At 59.2% G+C, this 21,859-nt stretch carries 21 protein-coding genes and 1 riboswitch; of the genes, 12 read left to right on the forward strand and 9 right to left on the reverse strand.

What is annotated here, in order from left to right:
• Window positions 1-21: 21 nt before the first annotated feature.
• The gene (gene madL / locus ACYZT5_RS26555) at window positions 22-438 is read left to right on the forward strand and encodes a malonate transporter subunit MadL (RefSeq protein ID WP_462048079.1); all 417 of its coding nucleotides are present in this window, start codon (window positions 22-24) and stop codon (window positions 436-438) included.
• 1 nt (window position 439) lies between these two features.
• A complete protein-coding gene (gene madM, locus ACYZT5_RS26560) occupies window positions 440-1,204 on the forward strand; it encodes a malonate transporter subunit MadM (protein WP_134098730.1) in 765 nt (254 codons plus the stop codon).
• A gap of 106 nt (window positions 1,205-1,310) precedes the next feature.
• Here madM and ACYZT5_RS26565 read toward each other — a convergent pair whose 3' ends face one another.
• A complete protein-coding gene (locus tag ACYZT5_RS26565) occupies window positions 1,311-2,231 on the reverse strand; it encodes a LysR family transcriptional regulator (RefSeq protein ID WP_462048080.1) in 921 nt (306 codons plus the stop codon).
• A 129-nt stretch (window positions 2,232-2,360) separates the two neighbouring features.
• On the opposite strand from ACYZT5_RS26565, the gene trhA reads away from it, so the two are divergent.
• Window positions 2,361-2,978, forward strand: coding sequence for a PAQR family membrane homeostasis protein TrhA (gene trhA, locus ACYZT5_RS26570; protein WP_282483202.1), 618 nt, complete (start codon window positions 2,361-2,363; stop codon window positions 2,976-2,978).
• Window positions 2,979-2,983: 5 nt separating this feature from the next.
• Here trhA and ACYZT5_RS26575 read toward each other — a convergent pair whose 3' ends face one another.
• Window positions 2,984-3,892: a LysR family transcriptional regulator gene (locus ACYZT5_RS26575; RefSeq protein ID WP_462048081.1), complete on the reverse strand. Its 909-nt coding sequence runs from the start codon at window positions 3,890-3,892 to the stop codon at window positions 2,984-2,986.
• Between the two features lie 107 nt (window positions 3,893-3,999).
• Between ACYZT5_RS26575 and ACYZT5_RS26580 the strand changes: the two genes are divergently transcribed.
• Both ACYZT5_RS26580 and ACYZT5_RS26585 read left to right on the forward strand, forming a co-directional pair.
• Entirely contained in the window at window positions 4,000-5,250 is a 1,251-nt protein-coding gene (locus ACYZT5_RS26580) for a D-amino acid dehydrogenase (RefSeq protein ID WP_462048082.1), read from the forward strand.
• A 27-nt stretch (window positions 5,251-5,277) separates the two neighbouring features.
• Window positions 5,278-6,180 (forward strand): transporter substrate-binding domain-containing protein, encoded by a 903-nt coding sequence (locus ACYZT5_RS26585; RefSeq protein ID WP_462048083.1) that lies wholly within the window; start codon window positions 5,278-5,280, stop codon window positions 6,178-6,180.
• A 116-nt stretch (window positions 6,181-6,296) separates the two neighbouring features.
• Here ACYZT5_RS26585 and ACYZT5_RS26590 read toward each other — a convergent pair whose 3' ends face one another.
• Window positions 6,297-7,016, reverse strand: coding sequence for a 16S rRNA (uracil(1498)-N(3))-methyltransferase (locus ACYZT5_RS26590; RefSeq protein ID WP_462048084.1), 720 nt, complete (start codon window positions 7,014-7,016; stop codon window positions 6,297-6,299).
• 150 nt (window positions 7,017-7,166) lie between these two features.
• Window positions 7,167-8,573 (reverse strand): adenosylmethionine--8-amino-7-oxononanoate transaminase, encoded by a 1,407-nt coding sequence (locus ACYZT5_RS26595; protein WP_462048085.1) that lies wholly within the window; start codon window positions 8,571-8,573, stop codon window positions 7,167-7,169.
• 223 nt (window positions 8,574-8,796) lie between these two features.
• Between ACYZT5_RS26595 and ACYZT5_RS26600 the strand changes: the two genes are divergently transcribed.
• From ACYZT5_RS26600 to ACYZT5_RS26610, 3 genes are all read left to right on the forward strand, one after another.
• Window positions 8,797-10,557: a flavin monoamine oxidase family protein gene (locus tag ACYZT5_RS26600; protein WP_462048086.1), complete on the forward strand. Its 1,761-nt coding sequence runs from the start codon at window positions 8,797-8,799 to the stop codon at window positions 10,555-10,557.
• A gap of 262 nt (window positions 10,558-10,819) precedes the next feature.
• Window positions 10,820-11,371, forward strand: coding sequence for a cytochrome b (locus ACYZT5_RS26605; RefSeq protein WP_462048087.1), 552 nt, complete (start codon window positions 10,820-10,822; stop codon window positions 11,369-11,371).
• A 32-nt stretch (window positions 11,372-11,403) separates the two neighbouring features.
• The gene (locus ACYZT5_RS26610) at window positions 11,404-11,997 is read left to right on the forward strand and encodes a YceI family protein (RefSeq protein WP_462048088.1); all 594 of its coding nucleotides are present in this window, start codon (window positions 11,404-11,406) and stop codon (window positions 11,995-11,997) included.
• A gap of 68 nt (window positions 11,998-12,065) precedes the next feature.
• Here the strand turns inward: ACYZT5_RS26610 and ACYZT5_RS26615 are convergent, their stop codons facing one another.
• The 5 genes from ACYZT5_RS26615 to ahcY all read right to left on the reverse strand — a co-directional run bounded on the left by ACYZT5_RS26615 (window position 12,066) and on the right by ahcY (window position 18,635).
• A complete protein-coding gene (locus tag ACYZT5_RS26615; RefSeq protein WP_462048089.1) occupies window positions 12,066-13,949 on the reverse strand; it encodes a DEAD/DEAH box helicase in 1,884 nt (627 codons plus the stop codon).
• A gap of 223 nt (window positions 13,950-14,172) precedes the next feature.
• Window positions 14,173-14,988, reverse strand: coding sequence for a substrate-binding periplasmic protein (locus ACYZT5_RS26620; protein ID WP_462048090.1), 816 nt, complete (start codon window positions 14,986-14,988; stop codon window positions 14,173-14,175).
• Between the two features lie 207 nt (window positions 14,989-15,195).
• A complete protein-coding gene (locus ACYZT5_RS26625) occupies window positions 15,196-16,071 on the reverse strand; it encodes a hypothetical protein (RefSeq protein ID WP_462048091.1) in 876 nt (291 codons plus the stop codon).
• A gap of 219 nt (window positions 16,072-16,290) precedes the next feature.
• The gene (gene metF / locus ACYZT5_RS26630) at window positions 16,291-17,136 is read right to left on the reverse strand and encodes a methylenetetrahydrofolate reductase [NAD(P)H] (RefSeq protein ID WP_462048092.1); all 846 of its coding nucleotides are present in this window, start codon (window positions 17,134-17,136) and stop codon (window positions 16,291-16,293) included.
• An 89-nt stretch (window positions 17,137-17,225) separates the two neighbouring features.
• Window positions 17,226-18,635: an adenosylhomocysteinase gene (gene ahcY / locus ACYZT5_RS26635; protein WP_077747242.1), complete on the reverse strand. Its 1,410-nt coding sequence runs from the start codon at window positions 18,633-18,635 to the stop codon at window positions 17,226-17,228.
• A gap of 23 nt (window positions 18,636-18,658) precedes the next feature.
• A riboswitch (S-adenosyl-L-homocysteine riboswitch) is annotated at window positions 18,659-18,761 on the reverse strand.
• Between the two features lie 197 nt (window positions 18,762-18,958).
• On the opposite strand from ahcY, the gene ACYZT5_RS26640 reads away from it, so the two are divergent.
• From ACYZT5_RS26640 to ACYZT5_RS26655, 4 genes are all read left to right on the forward strand, one after another.
• Entirely contained in the window at window positions 18,959-19,363 is a 405-nt protein-coding gene (locus tag ACYZT5_RS26640; protein WP_462048093.1) for an acyl-CoA thioesterase, read from the forward strand.
• Between the two features lie 197 nt (window positions 19,364-19,560).
• Window positions 19,561-20,448, forward strand: a complete 888-nt coding sequence (locus tag ACYZT5_RS26645; protein ID WP_462048094.1) for a formate/nitrite transporter family protein — start codon at window positions 19,561-19,563, stop codon at window positions 20,446-20,448.
• 95 nt (window positions 20,449-20,543) lie between these two features.
• Complete coding sequence (locus ACYZT5_RS26650; RefSeq protein WP_462048095.1) at window positions 20,544-21,377, forward strand: EamA family transporter; 834 nt, start codon at window positions 20,544-20,546, stop codon at window positions 21,375-21,377.
• Window positions 21,378-21,428: 51 nt separating this feature from the next.
• A complete protein-coding gene (locus ACYZT5_RS26655; protein WP_462048096.1) occupies window positions 21,429-21,815 on the forward strand; it encodes an MAPEG family protein in 387 nt (128 codons plus the stop codon).
• Window positions 21,816-21,859: the final 44 nt, after the last annotated feature.

Genomic DNA, 21,859 nt, shown 5'->3' on the forward strand with positions numbered 1-21,859 from the left:
TGCACTTTGAGGACGACAACAATGATTATTTACGGTGTGGCGCTGTTGGCGATTTGTACGCTGGCAGGGGTGATCCTGGGAGACATGCTCGGCGTGTTGCTGGGCGTGAAATCAAACGTCGGCGGGGTCGGGATCGCGATGATCCTGCTGATCTGCGCGCGGTTGTGGATGCAAAAGCGTGGCGGCATGACCAAGGATTGCGAGATGGGCGTCGGTTTCTGGGGCGCCATGTACATTCCGGTGGTGGTCGCGATGGCCGCGCAACAGAACGTCGTCACCGCTCTGCACGGCGGCCCGGTGGCGGTGCTGGCGGCGATTGGTTCGGTAGTGATTTGCGGCTGCACGATTGCCTTGATCAGCCGGACCCATAAGGGCGAACCGTTGCCCGATGAACCGGCGGAAATAACCCCGGTTGGCACGCCAGTAGGAGGTCGCTGATATGTGGGAACTCATCGAGAAAGGCCTGACCAATAACAGTCTGGTCACGGCGTTCGCGTTCGTTGGCGTGATCATGTGGGTGTCGGTGGTGTTGTCCAAGCGCCTGACGTTCGGACGGATTCACGGCTCGGCGATTGCCATTGTCATTGGGCTTGTCCTGGCCTGGGTCGGCGGCACCATGACCGGTGGGCAAAAGGGCCTGGCGGACCTGACGCTGTTTTCCGGCATCGGTCTGATGGGCGGCGCGATGTTGCGTGACTTCGCCATCGTCGCCACCGCGTTTGAGGTGCAGGCCACCGAAGCGAAAAAGGCCGGTTTGATTGGCGTGATTGCGCTGCTGTTGGGCACGATCCTGCCGTTCATTGTCGGCGCGAGCATGGCCTGGGCGTTTGGTTATCGCGATGCGATCAGCATGACCACCATTGGCGCGGGTGCGGTGACGTACATCGTCGGGCCGGTGACGGGTGCGGCGATTGGTGCGAGTTCGGATGTGGTGGCGTTGTCGATTGCCACCGGGTTGATCAAAGCGATTTTTGTGATGGTCGGCACGCCCATGGCAGCGCGCTGGATGGGGCTGGATAACCCGCGCTCGGCAATGGTGTTTGGCGGGTTGGCTGGCACTGTCAGCGGTGTGACGGCCGGGTTGGCGGCGACGGATCGGCGGCTGGTGCCTTATGGCGCGTTGACGGCGACGTTTCATACCGGGCTTGGGTGTTTGCTTGGGCCTTCGTTGTTGTACTTCATTGTTCGTGGGATTGTCGGCTGACTGATCGTTCCCACGCTCCGCGTGGGAATGCAGCCCGGGACGCTCCGCGTCCCAAAGCGGACGCAGAGCGTCCATTGATTCATTCCTTTGCGGCGCGTGGGAACGATCATTGGGTGGCATTGCGATTGGCATACATCCGACACTCAGCCAAAAGCGCCAGCAGATTCGGATCCCGCTCTTTAGCCTTCAAAAACACCACCCCAATGTGCTGCTGCAACCGATACCGTTCCTGCAACGGAATCAGCTTCACCCGGTTCTCATACACCGCCGCAATCCGTCCCGGCAGCAACGCATAACCCACGCCCGAGCTGACCATGCTCAGCAGGGTGAAGATGTCGTTGACCTGCATCGCCACCTTCGGTTCGAACCCCGCCTGCTTGAACACCCGATTACCGTCCTGGTGCGTGGCAAAGCCCTGGGTCAGTGTAATGAATGTCTCGTCGCGCACTTCGGCAAGGTCGACTTCGGTCCGTTGGGCAAACTTTGAATCCGCCGGTGTGGCGAGAAAGATGTCGTCGGAAAACAGCTGGATTTGCTCGCAGTCCGGGTCGTTGACGCTCTCGTCCAGCGACACCAGGATCGCGTCGACTTCCATGTTCTTGAGCTTGTACAGCAGGTCGAAGTTCGAGCCGAGGATCAGGTCGATATTGAGCTCGCTGCGGCGGATCTTCAGGCCCATGATCAGCTGCGGCACCGTCTTCACCGTCAGCGAATACAGCGAGCCGAGCTTGAAACGCTCGGCGGAGAACCCGGCGGCTTCGCGGGTCAGGCGCACGGTTTCGACCACGTCCTGAATCAACTTCTGCGCTCGTTCTTCCAGCACATAAGCGCTTTCCAGCGGCGTGAGATTGCGGCCTTCGTGCTTGAACAGCGGGCAGCGCAGGGCGCTTTCCAGGGAATGGATCGCCCGGTGCACGCTGACGTTGCTGGTCTGCAACTCGGCGGCAGCCCGGGCCAGGTTGCCGGTGCGCATGAAGGCCAGGAACACCTCGAGTTTTTTTAGGGTCAACTCTTCATCGATCAGCATGGGCGTAGCTCTTATTCGAATGGCTCGATTGTGCACGTATGAGGGAATTTGTGATCTGAAACATTGCGCTTTTAATCTCAAGGCCTGAGCCTTGCGCGATGTTGCAACGAATGTTGAGGTGAGCAACACATGTATCACGGGGAAAGATTGAACGCCTGGACGCATTTGGTCGGGGCGGTGGCAGCGGTTGTCGGGGTGGTGTGGATGCTGGTGATCGCCGGCATGGACGGCAGCCCGTGGAAGATTGTCAGCGTGGCGATTTACGGGTTTACCTTGCTGGTGCTTTACAGCGCCTCGACCGTTTACCACAGCGTGCGAGGGCGCAAAAAAGCGATCATGCAGAAGGTCGATCACTTTTCGATCTACCTGCTGATTGCCGGCAGCTACACGCCATTTTGTCTCGTGACGCTACGCGGGCCGTGGGGCTGGACGTTGTTCGGGATTGTCTGGGGACTGGCGCTGATCGGCATCCTGCAAGAGATCAAACCGCGTTCGGAAGCGCGGATTCTGTCGATCGTGATCTACGCGGTGATGGGCTGGATCGTCCTGGTGGCGGTCAAGCCGTTACTGGCGGCGTTGGGCAGTACAGGTTTCGCCTGGCTGGCGTCGGGCGGCGTGTTGTACACCGTGGGCATTGTCTTTTTTGCCCTCGATCATCGTTTGCGGCATGCCCACGGGATCTGGCATCTGTTCGTGATCGCCGGGAGTTTGCTGCACTTCGTGGCGATTTTGTTTTATGTCCTTTGAAGCCTCTACGAGATCAAGCGATCCAGTTGCGCCTGCGCCCGTCGGCTGAAAACCTGCAACAAGTCGCTCAAGGTATGGGGCGGCGGTTCGTCGGCGCGGGTGATCGCATACAACGTGATCGGTAACGCGGGTGCCAGAGGTCGAATCGCCGTGGTGGCGGGGGACGCGCCGAGCGCGGTAAACGGATCGATCACCGCCAGCCCGGCACCGGATTCAACCATCGCCCGCGCCAGCGAATAGGTCTGCACTGCGATGCGTACCCGTGGCGGCGGATCGACCGCCTCAAGGTAGCTGTCGAGTCTGGCCGCCAGCGGGTCGGCGCTGGACAGACCGATCAGCGGCGCATCCGCCAATTCGATCAATGGCAGCGGTTGGCCCAGAGTGTCGTCGGCCCAGTAACCTGTCGGTGCCAGTGCCACCAGTATTCCGCAGGCCAGGGCCTGCGCCTTCAGGCCCGGGTGATCCGGCGGTTGCAAGGTCAGAGCGACATCCACTTCGCGCATCAACAAATTCTGCATCAGCTCACGGCTGTGGGCGCTGGACAGCTCGCAAACGATGTCCGGGTAGCGTTGCGTCCACTCGTTGATGGCCGGCGGCAGCAGCGACAGGGCCAGCGCCGGGATCGCGCCGATCCGAACGCTGTGACCCGGCTCGCGACGCAGGCTCTGGGCCAGACGTCGCACGCCTTGCAGGCTTTCGGTGACCTTATCGACTTCGCGCTCAAGCTCCAGGGCTTCGGGCGTGGCCTGCAATTTCCCGCGCACCCGCAGGAATAACGCAAAGCCCAGTTGCTGCTCGGCGTGTTGCAGTACTTTGCTCACCGCCGGCTGCGATACGTGCAGCAACTGTGCGGCGCCACTGACCGAGCCGGTCTGGCGAATGGCCTGGAAAATCTCGATGTGTCGCAGTCGCATGGCAAGTCCATAACCTTTGTTTATGGGTCAGGCATCTTTATGCATTGTTCAATGTCTGTCACCTGGTCCTAACCTGAAGCCTGTTTCAACAACGGTTAAGGACAGACATGGCTCAGCGGGTTTGCATCATCGGTGGCGGCGTCATCGGGCTGACGACGGCTTACGCACTGGTTCGCGAGGGCATCGACGTGACGCTGATCGAGGCCCGGGATTCGCTGGGCAGCGAGACCAGTTTCGCCAACGGCGGCCAGTTGTCCTACCGTTACGTCGCACCACTGGCCGATGCCGGCGTACCGTTGCAAGCGCTTGGCTGGATGTTGCGCGGTGACTCGCCACTGAAGCTGCGTCCACGCCTGGACCCGGCGCAGTGGCGCTGGATGGCGTCCTTCCTGGCGGCCTGCCGTCGTTCGGTGAATCAGCGCAACGGCGCGCACCTGTTGCGTCTGGCGATGCTGAGCCAGTCCACGCTGCAAGGTTGGCGCGACGAAGATCGCCTCGACGGTTTCGACTGGCGGCGCAACGGCAAACTGGTGACGTTTCGTGAAGCCGCGAGTTTCGAGCATGCTCGCCATGGTCTGGCTGATCCCCGACAGCAGCAAGTGCTATCGCCGGCTGAATGCGCCCAGCTGGAGCCTGCACTCGCCGAGGCGCCGTTTGTGGGCGCGATTTATACCCCTGACGAAGAAGTCGCCGATTGCCATGGTTTCTGCCAGCAATTGCTGGCTCGACTCCAGGCGTCGGGGCGTTGCGAGTTTTTGCTCGGCCGCAAAGTCACCGGCATTCGCCACGCGGACGGCGCGGTGCAGGCCATAGAAATGGGTTCGCAGGTGCTGCTGGTCGAGCAACTGGTGATTGCCGCCGGTCATCGCAGTCCGGCGCTCGCGTTGCCGGGCGTGAACCTGCCGCTGTATCCGCTCAAAGGCTACAGCCTGACCTTGCCTATCCGCGCCGAACATCGCGCGCCAGACCTGAGCATCACCGATTACAACCGCAAGATCGTTTATGCCCGCATTGGTGAACAACTGCGCGTGGCGGCGATGGTCGACATTGTCGGCTTCGACCCGGCGCTCGACCCCAAACGTCTGGCGCTGATCAAGCGCCAGGCGCAGGAAACCCTGCCCAATGCCGGCGATTACGACGCCGCCATTGAATGGGCCGGCATGCGCCCGGCCACCCCCAGCGGCGTGCCGTTGATTGGGGCCACGGCGTACCGCAATCTCTGGCTCAACGTCGGCCATGGCGCCCTGGGTTTTACCCTGGCCTGTGGCAGCGCCCGGTTGCTCAGCGAGTTGATCGCCCGGCGCGCTCCGTCGATTGAAATGCACGGCCTCGCACCTCGCGTCGCCGCCCGTCGCTAATCGCTTAACCCACAACGGAGAATAACAATGCAAAAAATCACGTTGATCGGCTGCACCCTGGGCCTGCTGCTCGCCAGCCAGGTCCAGGCCAACGAAGCGCCGCTGACCGGCACGCTGAACAAGGTTGCCAATGCCAAGAGCATCACGCTGGGCTATCGCGACGCGTCGGTGCCGTTCTCCTACGTGGGTGACCACACGGGGCAGCCGATGGGCTATTCGGTGGATCTGGCGAGCAAGATTGTCGAGCGCATCAAGCAAAAGCTTGAGCTGCCGAATCTGCAGGTGAAGTACAACCTGGTGACCTCACAAACGCGCATTCCACTGGTGCAGAACGGCACGGTTGACCTTGAGTGCGGCTCCACCGGCGTGACCGCCGAGCGCATGCAGCAAGTAGCGTTTTCCTACGGGTTTATCTACGTGAAGGGGCAGTTGCTCACGGCGAAGGACAGCGGCATCAAGACCTTCGCCGACTTGCGCGGCAAGAACGTCGTGACCACCGCAGGCACCACCAACGAGCGGTTTCTGAAGAGCTACAACCTCGATCATAAGATCGATATGTTCGTGATCAGCGCCAAGGACCACGGCGAAGCCTTCCAGATGTTGCAGTCAGGTCGGGCGGCGGCGTTCTATATGGACGACGCGCTGCTCTACGGTGAACGCGCCAAGGCCCGCGATCCACATAGCTGGGTCGTGGTCGGCGAGGAGCAGTCGCGGGAAATCTACAGCTGCATGGTGCGCAAAGGCGATCCGCAGTTTCTCGAGTTGGTGAACTCGACCCTCGCCGATCTGTACAGCTCGGGCGAGATCTACGGCATCTATCAACGCTGGTTCGAGCAACCGATTCCACCCAAGGGCCTGAACCTGGAATTCCCGATGACCAGCGAGTTGAAAGCAATCATCGCCAAACCGGTGAGTGATCCGGTGAAGTAGTTGCTGATAGATCGTTCCCACGCTCTGCGTGGGAATGCCTCTAGGGACGCTCTGCGTCCAGTGACGCGGAGCGTCACGGGCTGCATTCCCACGCAGAGCGTGGGAACGATCATGGGTCAGAAGTCGCCCCACAGCTGTTGCGCCACCGCCAATGCCACGACGGGAGCGGTTTCGGTGCGTAATACTCGAGGGCCGAGGCGGGCGGCGTGAAAACCGCCAGCCTTGGCCTGATCAACCTCAGTCTCCGACAACCCGCCCTCAGGCCCGATCAGAAACGCCAAGGTCTCAGGCTTGGCATGGCTCACCAGCGGCTCGGCCACCGGATGCAGCACCAACTTCAATTCTGCTTGAGTCTGCTTCAACCAGTCCGCCAGCAGCAGCGGTGGATGAATCACCGGCACCCGTGAACGCCCGCATTGCTCGCAAGCGCTGATCGCCACTTGGCGCCAGTGCATCAGGCGTTTGTCGGCGCGCTCGTCCTTTAGCCGGACTTCGCAGCGATCGCTGAAGATCGGGGTGATTTCTGTAACGCCCAGTTCGGTGGCTTTCTGAATCGCCCAATCCATCCGCTCGCCACGTGACAAGCCCTGGCCGAGATGGATCTGCAAGGGCGACTCGACCTGGCCGGCGAAACTTTCATCGATCTGCACGACGACGCGCTTCTTGCCGACCTCCGCCAGCGTGGCGCGAAACTCATGGCCCGAACCGTCGAACAGTTGCAGCGCATCGCCCTCGGCCATGCGCAGCACGCGGCTGATGTAATGGGCCTGGGCCTCGGGCAACTCGTGTTGGCCAGTGCTCAAGGGGGCGTCGATAAAGAAGCGGGACAGTCTCATGCTGGGTCTCTGTAGTTTGATCGTTCCCACGCTCTGCGTGGGAATGCCTCCCCGGACGCTCCGCGTCCGCTTTTTGGGACGCAGAGCGTCCCTGGCTGCATTCCCACGCGGACGGTTCGACGCCTCGACGTGGGAACGAGCGCTAATCAATCAGCCCGGATCGCGGAAGCCCGGATGAAAGTCTTTTGGTACCGAAACGCTGACGCTGTCCCGGGTCGCGATGTCGATGCCTTCGCTGGCCACTTCGGCCAGAAAGTCGATCTGCTCAGGCGTGATCACGTACGGCGGCAGGAAGTACACCACGCTGCCCAACGGTCGAAGTAAAGCACCACGCTCCAACGCATGCTGGAACACTTTCAAGCCGCGACGTTCCTGCCACGGATAGGCTTCTTTGCTGGCCTTGTCCTTGACCATCTCGATGGCGAGCACCATGCCGGTCTGACGCACTTCCGAAACGTTCGGGTGATCGACCAGGTGCGCGGTGGCGCTGGCCATGCGCTGGGCCAGGGCCTTGTTGTTCTCGATGACGTTGTCTTCTTCGAAGATATCCAACGTCGCCAAGGCTGCCGCGCACGCCAGAGGATTCCCGGTGTAGCTGTGGGAGTGCAGGAAGGCGCGCAGGGTCGGGTAGTCGTCGTAGAACGCGCTGTAGACATCTTCGGTCGTCACACAGGCCGCCAGCGGCAAGTAACCACCGGTCAGGGCCTTGGACAGGCAGAGGAAGTCCGGGCGTATGCCGGCCTGTTCGCAGGCGAACATCGTCCCGGTGCGGCCGAAGCCGACGGCAATTTCGTCGTGGATCAAATGCACGCCGTACCGGTCGCAGGCTTCGCGCAGCAGTTTGAGATACACCGGGTGGTACATGCGCATGCCGCCGGCGCCCTGGATCAGCGGCTCGACGATCACCGCGGCCACGGTGTCGTGGTTCTCGGCCAGGGTTTGTTCCATGGCGGCGAACATGTTCCGCGAGTGTTCTTCCCAGCTCATGCCGTCGGGGCGCAGGTAGCAATCGGGGCTCGGCACCTTGATGGTGTCCAGCAGCAGGGCCTTGTAGGTTTCGGTGAACAGCGGCACGTCGCCCACCGACATCGCTGCCATAGTCTCGCCGTGGTAGCTGTTGGTCAGGGTGACAAAGCGCTTCTTGTTCGGCTGGCCGCGGTTGAGCCAATAGTGAAAGCTCATTTTCAGCGCGACTTCGATGCAGGACGAGCCATTATCGGCGTAGAAGCACCGGGTCAGACCTTCCGGCGTCATCTTCACCAGGCGCTCGGACAACTCGATCACTGGCTGATGGCTGAAACCGGCGAGGATCACGTGCTCCAGCTGATCGACTTGATCTTTAATGCGCTGGTTGATCCGCGGGTTGGCGTGGCCGAACACGTTGACCCACCAGGAACTGACGGCGTCGAGGTAGCGTTTGCCTTCGAAGTCTTCCAGCCACACGCCTTCACCGCGCTTGATCGGGATCAGCGGCAGCTGTTCGTGGTCTTTCATCTGGGTGCAGGGATGCCACAACACCGCGAGATCGCGTTGCATCCACTGATTATTCAGGCCCATTTTCAGTCTCCTCGAGGCGGCTCGCTGGGTGCGCGGGCAAACAATCGCGCAAGCCTATGCAATGCGTCGCGTGGGGACAACCCATTGTGTCGATTGAGCTACTTTGTATAGGTCGGTAGACGTCGCTGGCGGCGTTTTGATGGCTGACGTATTCTTCGCGGTTCTTTGAGTCGTCTGGCTCGCAAAACCGTTTTTTCCTACGTGTATTTCCGGAGTTCGCTGAATGTCTGCTGGTTGGCTGCGCGCCTGTGCGCTGGTGATGTTAGGGCTGTTCAGCGTGTCTGCGCTGGCCAAGGATAAAACGGCGATCGTGATCGGGGGAGGGCTGTCTGGCCTCACCGCTGCTTACGAACTGCAAAACAAAGGCTGGCAGGTGACTCTGTTGGAAGCCAAACCGAGCATGGGCGGTCGCTCCGGCATGGCCACCAGTGAGTGGATCGGCAACGATAAGACCCAACCGGTTCTGAACAAGTACGTTTCGACCTTCAAGCTGGGCACCACGCCGGCCCCTGAGTTCGTGCGGACCCCGGGCTACCTGATTGACGGTGAGTATTTCACTGCCGCCGATCTGGCAACCAAGCAACCGGCCACCGCGGAAGCGCTCAAACGCTACGAAAAGACCCTGGACGATCTGGCGCGCTCGATCGAGGACCCGCAGAACCCGGCGGGCAACAGCACACTGTTCGCCCTGGACCAGATCAACGTGGCCAACTGGCTCGACCGTCTGAATCTGCCGGCCACGGCACGTCAGTTGGTGAATCAGCAGATTCGTACCCGTTATGACGAACCTTCGCGCCTGTCGCTGCTGTACTTCGCACAGCAAAGCCGCGTTTATCGTGGCGTTGCCGACCGTGACCTGCGCGCTTCGCGTCTGCTCGGCGGTAGCCCGGTGTTGGCCCAGGCCTTCGTCAAACAGCTGAAAACCATCAAGACCAGCTCCCCGGTCTCGGCTATCACCCAGGACAAGGACGGCGTCACCGTCAAAGTCGGCAGCGTTGGCTATCAGGCGGACTACGTCGTCGTGTCCGTGCCATTGCGCGCACTGAACAAGATCCAGATGACCCCGTCGCTGGATGCCCAGCACATGGGCGCGATCAAGGGCACCAACTACGGTTGGCGCGACCAGATCATGCTGAAGTTCAAGACTCCGGTATGGGAAAGCAAGGCGCGCATGACCGGTGAGATCTACAGCAACACCGGTCTGGGCATGTTGTGGGTTGAGCCGGCTTTGAAGGGCGGCGCCAACGTGGTGATCAACCTGTCCGGCGACAACGCGCGCGTGATGCAGGCCTTCGGCGACAAGCAGATGGTCGATCAGGTGCTGATCCGTCTGCACGCCTTTTATCCACAGGCTCGCGGTTCGTTCACCGGTTATGAAATCCGCCGCTACAGCACCGACCCATCAATGGGCGGCGCTTACCTGGCCTTTGGCCCTGGCCAGATCAGCAAGTACTGGCGCCTGTGGGAACGTCCGATTCAGCGTGTAGCCTTTGCCGGCGAACACACTGACACGTTGTACCCAGGCACTCTGGAAGGCGCACTTCGCACCGGTCAGCGTGCAGCCAGTCAGGTAGAAGACCTGGCGGCCGGCAAGTCGTTTGAACCTGTGAAGGTTGTTCCGGCGGCGACGACCGTTGCGGCCGCCGGCGCGGTGGCGGCGAAGAAAGGCAACTTCTTCAGCAACCTGTTTGGTGGTTCTGACGACAAACCGGAACCGGTCAAGGCGCCAGAGCCAGTGGCTCCGGTTGCTCCTGCACCGGCTCCAACGCCAGTCCCGACCCCTGCGCCAGCTCCGGTCGAAGCACCGAAACCAGCGGCACCGGTGAAAGCCGAACCGGCCAAAAAAGCCCCGGCGAAAAAGCCTGCTGCCAAAACCGAGGCCAAAAAGGCTCCGGCAAAAGCACCGGCGAAGAAAGCTGAACCGGCCAAGAAGCCAGCGGCCAAGCCCGCCGCGACCCCGGCAACGGATACCAAAGCGCAGTAAGCTTTGGGATTAAAAAAAACGCGGCAGAAATGTCGCGTTTTTTTATGCCCGAAGAAAACCAATACTAAGAATCGAATAAACCTTATGGCGGAGGTGTTCTTTAGTTGGACTTCGTTTTTTTACACAGGGGTCTTTAATCTTTCCTTAACTCATCCATTCCAGACTCTTGATCGTATTTTTCGATATTTCAAAGCGAAATTTTCCGCTTTAATTCGATAGATAACTCGATAGTCTTGGTCGCAGTTCTCACAGGAATTGGGCAATGCAGCTACGTAATTCTTCTTCGCGCTACGGTTGGATCAGCGTTTTCATGCACTGGGGCGTGGCGCTGGCGGTCTTCGGTCTGTTTGCGTTGGGCTTGTGGATGGTCGGTCTCGACTACTACAGCGTCTGGCGCAAAGACGCGCCGGACTTGCACAAAAGTATGGGTCTGGTGCTGTTAGCCGTCATGGTTCTACGGGTTTTGTGGCGCTTTATCAGCCCGCCACCGCCAACACTGGAAAGCTATAGCCGCATGACGCGCATTGGCGCCACGTTAGGCCATTCGTTCCTGTACCTCGCTCTGTTCGCTGTGATGATTGCCGGTTACCTGATTTCCACCGCAGAAGGTGTCGGGATTCCGGTGTTTGGCCTGTTTGAAGTCCCTGCATTGGTTTCCGGACTACCGGACCAGGCAGACACCGCTGGTGTGATTCATCTGTATCTGGCGTGGGTGTTGGTAATTTTTTCCGGCCTCCATGCGTTGGCAGCATTGAAACACCACTTTATCGATCGTGATGCGACCCTGATGCGAATGCTGGGCCGCAAAGCATGAAGTTCAACCTTGACTCCAAAGGAATAGAAAGCATGTTGAAAAAGACCCTGGCCGCTCTGGCAATCGGTTCTGCTCTGCTGTCTGCCAACGTGATGGCAGCCGACTATGTCGTCGACAAAGAAGGCCAACATGCCTTCGTTGACTTCAAGATCAGCCACCTGGGCTACAGCTATATCATCGGTACCTTCAAGGACATCGACGGCAAGTTCAGCTTCGACGCTACCAAGCCAGAAGACAGCAAGATCGAGTTCAACGTGAACACCGCCAGCGTGTTCACCAATAACGCTGAGCGCGACAAGCACATCGCCAGCGGTGATTTCCTGAACGCGAGCAAATTCGCTAAAGCGACGTTTATTTCCACCAGCGTCAAATCCACCGGCAAAAACGCTGCTGGCAAAGACACTGCGGATGTAACCGGCGACCTGACTATTCTTGGCGTGACCAAGCCGGTCGTGGTCAAGGCTACCTTCCTGGGTGAAGGCAAGGATCCATGGGGCGGCTACCGTGCTGGCTTCGAAGGCACTACCAGCATCAAGCGTTCCGATTTCGGCAAGCAGAAAGACCTGGGCCCACAGTCCGACGCGGTCGAGTTGTACGTTACGTTTGAAGGTGTCAAAGCGAAGTAACTTTCGCGGCGGATAAAAAAAATGCCCCTGATCTCGCGATCAGGGGCATTTTTTGTTACTGCGCTAAATCAGCGATTGCGAGTCAGCAACGCTGGTTTTTCACCACGAGGGCGACCTGGCAGTTGATCGAGTTGCTCAGGTGTCGGGAAGCGATCGGTTTTCGACTCCTTGTGAATGATCTTCGGTGCCGGACCGCGCGGGTTTTGCACGGCCGGTTCCGAACGCGGCTGATCGTCGGTGCGGGCCGGGCGGCGGTTGCGGGACTCTTCGCGACGGGCCTGACCGTCACGTGGAGCGCCGTTGCGTGGACCGCTGCGCTTGGCCGGCGGAGTGCCAGTGGTGGCGCCATCGCTGCTGCGCGGACCGCTTTGGCGACCCTGAGGCTTGCCGCCGGTGCGCGGAGCACCTGCGCCGACGCCTGCGGCCGAGCCTTGTGCCGGAGCACCCGGACGGCGGCCACGGCCTTGAGCGGGTTTGGCCTGTGGCACGTAGTCGACGCGGTTACCGAAGTTATCGATATCGTCGTCCAGAAACTCATCCGGAGCACGGTCAGCAGCGGCGCGAGGAGCCGGGCGCTGTTGCTCGCGAGCCGGGGTGCCTTCGCGTGGCTTGTGTTCACGCGCCGGGCGATCACCACGGCCAGTGGCGGCAGGTTTTTCCTTGCCGCCCTTGTCCTTGCCTTTGTCTTTACGACCGCCGCCACCGCCAGTGCCGTTCGGACCGTCGCCGCGCGGGCCACGTGGGTTGCGCGGGTTACGCACATCCGGACGCTCGCGAACTTCAGGTTTCTCGGCTTCTACAGCGCTGGAGTCGAAGCCCATCAGGTTGCCGTCGGCAATCTTCTGCTTGGTCATGCGCTCGATGCTTTTCAGCAGCTTTTCTTCGTCCGGAGCCACCAGCGAGATCGCCTCGCCCGAACGACCGGCACGGCCAGTACGGCCGATACGGTGAACGTAATCTTCGTCGACGTTTGGCAGTTCGAAGTTGACCACGTGTGGCAACTGATCGATGTCCAGGCCGCGAGCGGCGATGTCGGTGGCGACCAGGATGCGCACTTCGCCAGCCTTGAAGTCGGCCAGTGCTTTGGTGCGGGCGTTCTGGCTCTTGTTACCGTGGATCGCGACGGCGCTCAGGCCGTGTTTGTCCAGGTACTCGGCCAGACGGTTGGCGCCGTGCTTGGTGCGGGTGAACACCAGAACCTGTTCCCAGGCGCCAGCGGTGATCAGGTGCGCCAGCAACGAACGCTTGTGGCTGGCAGCCAGGCGGAATACGCGCTGTTCGATACGCTCGACCGTGGTGTTCGGCGGCGTGACTTCGATGCGTTCCGGGTTGTGCAGCAGCTTGCCGGCGAGGTCGGTGATGTCTTTGGAGAAGGTGGCCGAGAACAGCAGGTTCTGGCGTTTGCTCGGCAGACGGGCGAGGACCTTTTTCACGTCGTGGACGAAGCCCATGTCGAGCATGCGATCAGCTTCGTCCAGCACGAGGATTTCCACGTGGGACAGATCGACGCTGCCTTGGCCGGCGAGGTCGAGCAGGCGGCCGGGGCAGGCCACCAGCACGTCAACACCACGGGACATGGCCTGAACCTGCGGGTTCATGCCGACGCCGCCGAAGATGCAGGCACTGACGAACTTCAGGTCACGGGCATAAACCTTGAAGCTCTCGTGTACTTGAGCCGCGAGTTCGCGGGTAGGCGTCAGGACCAGTACGCGCGGTTGGCGCGGGCCGTGACGCTGGGATTTGTCCGGGTGACCGTTGGGGAACAACCGCTCCAGAATCGGAAGGGCGAAGCCGCCGGTTTTACCAGTACCTGTCTGAGCCGCGACCATCAGATCGCGACCTTGCAACACGGCGGGAATGGCCCGCTGTTGCACCGGAGTAGGCTCGGTATAGCCCGCTGCCTCGATGGCGCGGACTAAAGCCTCGGAGAGACCGAGGGAAGCAAAGGACATGAGTAATCCTGTTCTAGTTAGGGCTTGGCCCAATGGGAGTCTTGCCTGGCGCGAATGGCGTTTAAGAGGAACGCAATCCCGTCCGGTCCTGCTGGGCCTTGAAAGCTCGTCTGGAGTGCTCGCGCGGGCTGAAAAGCTGCGCTGTAGCGGTGTCGAGATGCCTTGAACAAGTCCGAGCGTCCGGGCGTGAGCCTGGCGGGAAGGCCGGAGTATAACAGAGCAATCACTGCGCGCCGCTTTCCTGCTGCTCAACGGTTTTTCCGCTGGCGGCGGTGGCTCTGGTGGTTTTCACCTCGGCTGCCGGCTCGGCACCATAACGGGCACTCAGTTCTGCGTACGCAGGCTCGCGCTTGAAGCGTTTGAGTTCGGCGCCGAAGCGCTGCACCAACAAGTCCATGCCCGCGTTGCGGCGCACCGCCAGGAACTGGCTCTGGTGGCTGATGACGGTCGGGTTCTCGGTAATCTTGTCGCGGATGCCCAATTCGTCGAGCAAGTGCTGACCCACCCGACGGTCCGTGATCAGCAAGTCGATTCGCCCGCGCTCCAGTTTGCCGAAGTTGGCTTCATGGGTCGGCGCCGGTTCACGGGTGAACAGCGTCGATTCGCGGAAGTCCGGGCTGTATAGATAACCCGGAGAGGTGCCAATGGTCAGGCCTTTCAGATCGTCCAGCGTGTGAAACGGATGCGGCCGCTCATTGGCGTAAAACATCACGAATTCGACTTCCGAGAGCGGTTCGCTCGGGTAGAGCAGGGTGGCGTCGCGTTCGTCGCTGTGAAAAATATCCAGCGCGCCATCCGCCTGGCCCGTTTCGAGCATCGACAGGCAGCGTTTCCACGGCAGAAACTGCCACTCGACTTCGATCCCCAGGCGTTTGAAGACAATTGCCGTAGTTTCGTAGTCCAGTCCCAGGGATTTGCCGTCCTCCTCATACACGTAAGGCGCCCACGGCTCGGTGACAATGCGCAGCTTCTCGCCCCGAGCGGCGAAGCTCAGGCAAGTAAAAAGAAACACGGTCAGTAACTGCGTGATCAAAGGCATGGCTTGAGATTACGACGAGAAACCGGAAAGAGCCAGAAACGGGATCCAGAAGCTCTGGTTCGGGCGTTAAAAGCAAAAGATCGCAGCCTGAGGCATGGCCTGATTTGAAAAGTGTGCCCGGTAGACTCGGTAAAGGCCTGGCGCAAGCCAGACCTTCGTCTCACTGGGCGGTGCTCACCAACGCTGCGATGGTGAAGTGGCCCAGGTCTACAGAGCAACGCAAAGTGTGTTTGGGAATTGAGACCAGCCAACTTCACCTAAGTCTCTGAGTTCGCACAGTACGAATGTGTGGGGGTTGATTGTTATGGTTACCATACTGTTGGTGGTGTCGTGGTCGAATACAACAGTGGCTTTGGCTTGCGAAAAGCCATCGGATATTTCTAACTCTGTCTTCCCATCAGGGTAAGGTTTGTTCAGATCTGAAGTTAGGCAGAAATAGCCACCATAAGATCCAAGCTGGTCTTGGCGGATGTTGTCGGTCAGGACTAGATTGCCACCGATTAATTGGTAGATTGGCCCATTGAAATATAGTTGGACATTCCTTAGAAACGAAAATAGCTCATTTGCTGGAATGGTCTTCGATAGTGAGCCCGTAGTGCTAGTGACAACATTGGTAGGGGCAGTATCTTCTTGCAAGAGGTAGACATCGTCTACTTTTTCAGGAGGCTTTGGGCTTGGGATAGTACGCTGGGTGGCGCTTCCAATTTTCCAGGCCACCGCCCCTATGACGTCGGAGTAAAGAACGTGCCAGGCGTAAACCGTTGCGTTTGGTGACGAGCTATAAGTGATGTTTCTTCCATTCTTGACTAGCTGGATGTCGAATCGATCTGACCCAGAAGTAAACGTAATTAGCTCGGATTTTGGGTTGTGTCCAGCAGGTTTTCCATAATTATTTTGTGCCGTATCCGTATAATAGCGCCCGCCGCTCGAATTCCCGCCGACCCCATCAACGTTATTGAATTGAGGGTCTCCTCCCGATGGGAATGTTTTTTGAACGATTTGTGGTGCTATTGAAAGATAGTTTGGATAGTCCCAGGTATTGATGTAAGACACCACTTGGTCTGACGCAGTTACGTTGCTCATAGTTAATTCCCTTTTAGAATTACCACTTGGTAGTTGAGCCATTACGGCTCACCGGAATCGTGGAATTCTGATGGGGATTTATCTACTGTCAGAAATGACAGTCCTGACGAGCGGTGCGTACGTGAAACGAGCTATCGCTCCTGTCGGAGCGATAGTCGAAATATAACAAGCAGTCGCAGTCCGTAATCGGACGGTCCTTTGAACTACCTCTCGCGGCGCTTAACGCGGCAACTTCAGATTGTTCCACACCGCCAGGCTCGGTTCGGCCTGGTTCAACGTGTAGAAGTGCAGCCCTGGAGCGCCACCCTGCAACAAGCGTTCGCACATCTCGGTGATGACTTGCTCACCAAAGCCTTGAATGCTCTGGGTGTCGTCGCCGTAGGCTTCCAGCTGCTTGCGGATCCAGCGCGGGATTTCCGCACCGCAGGCATCGGAGAAGCGCGCGAGCTTGCTGTAGTTGGTGATCGGCATAATCCCCGGAACGATCGGGATGTTCACGCCCATCGCCCGTACACGCTCGACGAAGTAGAAGTAGCTGTCGGCGTTGAAGAAGTACTGGGTGATCGCGCTGTCGGCGCCAGCGTTGGCCTTGCGCACGAAGTTGGTCAGATCGTCTTCGAAATTGCGCGCTTGCGGATGCATTTCCGGGTAAGCGGCGACTTCGATGTGGAAATGATCGCCGGTTTCTTCACGAATGAATTCAACCAGGTCATTGGCGTGGCGCATTTCGCCACTGGCCATGCCCATGCCCGAAGGCAGGTCACCGCGCAGGGCAACGATACGCGTGATGCCGGCTGCCTTGTATTGGGTCAGCAGGCCGCGCAAGTCGTCCTTACTGTCGCCAACGCAGGACAAATGCGGTGCGGCAGGGACTTTGACTTCGCTTTCGAGCTGCAACACGGTGTTGAGGGTGCGATCACGAGTCGAACCGCCAGCGCCATAAGTGCAGGAGAAGAAATCGGGGTTGTACGTGGCCAGCTGACGGGCAGTGGCGAGCAGTTTTTCATGCCCAGCGTCGGTCTTCGTAGGGAAGAACTCAAAGCTGTAGCGACGTTCTTGGGACATGGGAATACCCTTTGCAATCGCAAAAGGCGGACCGGTGATGGCCGGTCCGCCTGGTCAGGATCGGCGGGCGCAAAGCCCGCCGGGTCCAATCAGTAGCGGTAAGCGTGTGGCTTGAACGGACCTTCGACGGTCACGCCGATGTAGTCGGCTTGAGTCTTGGTCAGTTGAGTCACTACGCCGCCGAAACCGCGGACCATTTCCAGAGCCACTTCTTCGTCGAGTTTCTTCGGCAGCACTTCAACGGTCAGACGCTCGGCTTTCTGGGCTGGCGACAGGTCGGCGTACTTCTGGCCGAACAGGAAGATTTGCGCCAGAACCTGGTTGGCGAACGAACCGTCCATGATGCGGCTTGGGTGGCCAGTGGCGTTACCCAGGTTAACCAGACGGCCTTCGGCCAGCAGGATCAGGTAGTCGTCGTTCTGAGCGTCAAATGCGCCAGGGCCGGTACGGTGGATCTTGTGAACCTGTGGCTTCACTTCTTCCCATGCCCAGTTCTTGCGCATGAAAGCGGTGTCGATTTCGTTGTCAAAGTGACCGATGTTGCAGACAACAGCGCGCTTCTTCAGGGCTTTGAGCATGTTCGCGTCGCAAACATTGACGTTACCGGTGGTGGTCACGATCAGGTCGATCTTGCCCAGCAGCGCTTTGTCGATGCTTGCTTCGGTACCGTTGTTGATACCGTCGATGAACGGCGAAACCAGCTCGTAACCGTCCATGCAGGCTTGCATGGCGCAGATCGGGTCGACTTCGGAGACTTTAACGATCATGCCTTCCTGACGCAGGGACTGGGCCGAACCCTTGCCCACGTCACCGTAACCGATGACCAGCGCTTGCTTGCCGGACAGCAGGTGGTCGGTGCCGCGCTTGATCGCGTCGTTCAGGCTGTGACGGCAGCCGTATTTGTTGTCGTTCTTGCTCTTGGTCACCGAGTCGTTGACGTTGATGGCCGGGATTTTCAGCTCGCCCTTGGCCAGCATGTCCAGCAGGCGGTGAACGCCAGTGGTGGTTTCTTCGGTGACGCCGTGGACGCGGTCCAGGATCGCCGGGTATTTCTTGTGCAGCAGCTCGGTCAGGTCGCCGCCGTCGTCGAGGATCATGTTGGCATCCCAAGGCGCGCCATCTTTGAGGATGGTTTGCTCCAGGCACCACTCGTACTCTTCTTCGGTTTCGCCTTTCCAGGCGTAAACCGCGATGCCGGCAGCAGCGATTGCAGCAGCGGCCTGGTCTTGAGTCGAGAAAATATTGCAGGACGACCAGCGTACTTCGGCACCCAGGGCAACCAGGGTTTCGATCAGCACGGCAGTCTGAATGGTCATGTGGATGCAGCCGAGGATCTTGGCGCCTTTGAGTGGCTGCTCACCGGCGTACTTGCGGCGCAGACCCATCAGGGCTGGCATTTCGGATTCAGCGATGATGGTTTCGCGACGACCCCAGGCAGCCAGGGACATGTCGGCCACTTTGTAATCGTTAAAATCTGCAGGCGTGATAACAGCGCTCATGATGAGCCTCCATTCGTAATGTATGCGAATGGGCGCCGTTGTGCGTTTAGTGTCTGACCGATAACGGTCAAGCAACGCCCCATCCGAGCCTGACAGGTCGAACCTGCTGCAGCGCCCCTCGGACAGGTGGCGGGAAACGGTATCAATTGAAGATGACCGTTTTGAAACGGTGGCGATTATAGCCGTGTGAGCGATACTTCCAAAGCGTTTCTGTTGGTCAATGTCTGAACGGTAATCGAGAACATAGTCGATGCTTAATAGAGCTCTAGGTCGGGCTCTGCCATGATGCCCGCCATCATTCGGCAAGACGCTCAGGAGTGAATATGAATTTCCACACCCGCAAATGGGTAAAACCCGAAGACCTCAACCCCAACGGCACGCTGTTCGGCGGCAGCCTGTTGCGCTGGCTCGACGAAGAAGCGGCGATCTACGCCATCGTCCAGTTGGGCAATCAGCGTGTGGTGACCAAGTACATTTCAGAGATCAACTTCGTCAGCGCCTCGCGCCAGGGCGACATCATCGAACTGGGCATTACTGCCACCGAGTTCGGTCGCACCTCAATCACCCTGAAGTGCGAAGTGCGTAACAAGATCACCCGCAAAAGCATCCTGACGGTGGACAAGATTGTCTTCGTCAATCTGGGTGAAGACGGCTTGCCTGCGCCGCACGGCCGGACCGAGATCAAGTACGTCCAAGACCAGTTCAAGGATGATGGCATCAACGAGTAATGCGAGCCCTGTAGGAGCCGAGCTTGCTGGCGAAGGCGTCATTTGCGTCACCGCCAAAACCGAGGCGAACCCTTCGCGGGCAAGTCGGAACGCCGCACCGCTCGCTCCTACAGAACCGGTTTCGTTTCGGTGGTCAGTGAACAGCTCCGAACCGCGCGTGTCGTACCTACATGACACGCCACAGGTTCAGGAGCTTTATGGACACGCAAAAAGACGGCAAGACCCCGAACCTCTCGCCTGAAGAACAGCACGACGTCGACAAGAGCCAGCCGCCACGGGCGGCGGTGCTGCACGAAATCATCCGCACCCAGGGCGATCAGGAGCTTGAGCGCAGCGTCGCCGCCTTGTGGTGGTCGGCGTTGGCGGCCGGCCTGACCATGGGCCTGTCGCTGATGGCCATGGGACTGCTTAATTCCCGACTGCCGGACGGCGAAGGCTTCAAGGTGATCGCCAGTTTTGGTTACTGCGCCGGGTTTCTTGCGGTCATTCTCGCCCGTCAGCAATTGTTCACCGAGAACACGTTGACGGCTGTGTTGCCGATCATGACCAAACCCACACTGAACAATTTCGGTCGGTTGCTACGGCTGTGGTCGGTGGTGCTGGTGGGCAACCTCTGCGGGACGTTGCTGGTGGCGTATGTGATGCTGAATCTGCCGATTTTCGACAGTAAGACCGATCTGGCTTTCCTCGATATCGGTCGCAAGATCATGGAGAACAGCGCCAGCCAGATGTTCGCCAAAGGCATCGTTTCGGGCTGGATGATCGCGACCATGGTCTGGATGATTCCGTCCATGGAGAGCGCCAAGATGTGGATCATCATCCTCATCACCTACCTTATGGCGCTGGGGGATTTCACCCACATCGTGGTTGGCTCCGCCGAGGTCTCGTATCTGGTGTTCGCCGGCGAGTTGCCGTGGAAGGATTTCTGGCTGGTGTTCGCCGGGCCGACGCTGGTGGGGAACATCATCGGCGGCAGCTTCATCTTCGCGCTGATCAGCCATGCGCAGATTCGTAGCGAGAGCGGGCCGCCGAAGAAGTCTGCGGATCATGGTCCGGAGTCCGACCCACAGGAGAGCAAAAAGTAGTCAGTGATGCTCGGCCTGAAATCGGTGATGAGATCAAGAGCCACCCCTCGCCCAAGCCCTCCCGAAGGGAACAAAAATAAATAAAGGAGTGTGCCGTGCTTGCAACAGCACTGGTGTTACTAGCGGCGCTGTTGCACGCGGCGTGGAATACCCTGATCAAATTCAGTGCGGAACGATTGTTGGTGGTGGCCTGCATGGACAGCGTGGCGATGTTGTTTGTCGCGGTGATGCTTGCGTTCATCAACTGGCCGCCCATGGAAATCTGGCCGTGGATTCTGGCGTCGGCGGCGTTCGAGTTGCTCTATCGCTATCTGCTGATCCAGGCGTACCGCGTCGGCGACCTCGGGTTGGTCTACCCGCTGATGCGTGGCTTGTCGCCACTGGTGGTGCTGGCGCTGACGCTGATTTTTGCCGGGGAAGTGCTGACGAACCAGCAGATTTTTGGCATTTTGCTGATCCCGTTCGGCATGCTTTGCCTGCTCTGGCAGGGCGGCGGCGGTGCGCGTTTACCGTGGTCGATGCTGCCGGTGGTGGCGTTGATCGGTCTGTGTATCGGCTGCTACACCTTCATCGACGGCCAGGCGTTGCGACGCTGGTCGCATCCGCTGGATTACCTGGTGTGGGTCACGTTACTCAGCGCCTGGCCGTTCCCGTTACTGGCGCTGGTGCGCAAGCGACCGGCCTTCGTGTTGTTCTGGCGTGAGCAGTGGCGACTGGGGTTGGCAGTCGGGTTTTGCGTGTTGTTCAGCTACGCTCTGGTGCTGTGGGCCATGCAGCTGGGCTCGATTGCCGAAGCGGCGGCATTGCGCGAGATCAGCGTGATTCTGGTGGTGCTGTTCGGCATGCGCTACCTGAAAGAACCTTTCGGCAGGCCTCGGCTCTTAGCCTGTGGGCTGGTGCTGATCGGCATGCTGGTGATGAAGTTTTGACCGCCCCTTGATGGAACTCGACGCTCTAAAACTTGAAGAAGGGACTGCTTTATGACGGTTGCTCTGTGGTGCATTTTGATAGCGATCTGCCTGCCGTACCTGTGCACGGGTGTCGCCAAGTTCAGCAATGGCAAATTCGGGTTGAAACAGAATCATGATCCGCGAGCGTTTCTGGATTCACTCGAAGGCGTGGCGAGACGTGCAAATGCGGCCCAGTTGAACAGCTTCGAAGTGACCCCGGCGTTTGCGGCTGCAGTGATCGTTGCGCACCTGGCCGGCAACGCGGAGCTGGTGACAGTCAATGTGCTATCGGTGTTGTTTATCACCAGCCGGCTGCTGTACATCATTTGCTACCTGGCGGACTGGGCGACTTTGCGGTCGCTGATGTGGGCCATTGGGATGGGGCTGATTGCCAGTTTCTTTTTTGTGTCGGTCTGAAAGGAAAGATCAAAAGATCGCAGCCTGCGGCAGCTCCTACACAG

The organism is Pseudomonas sp. LB3P14 (assembly GCF_054898045.1).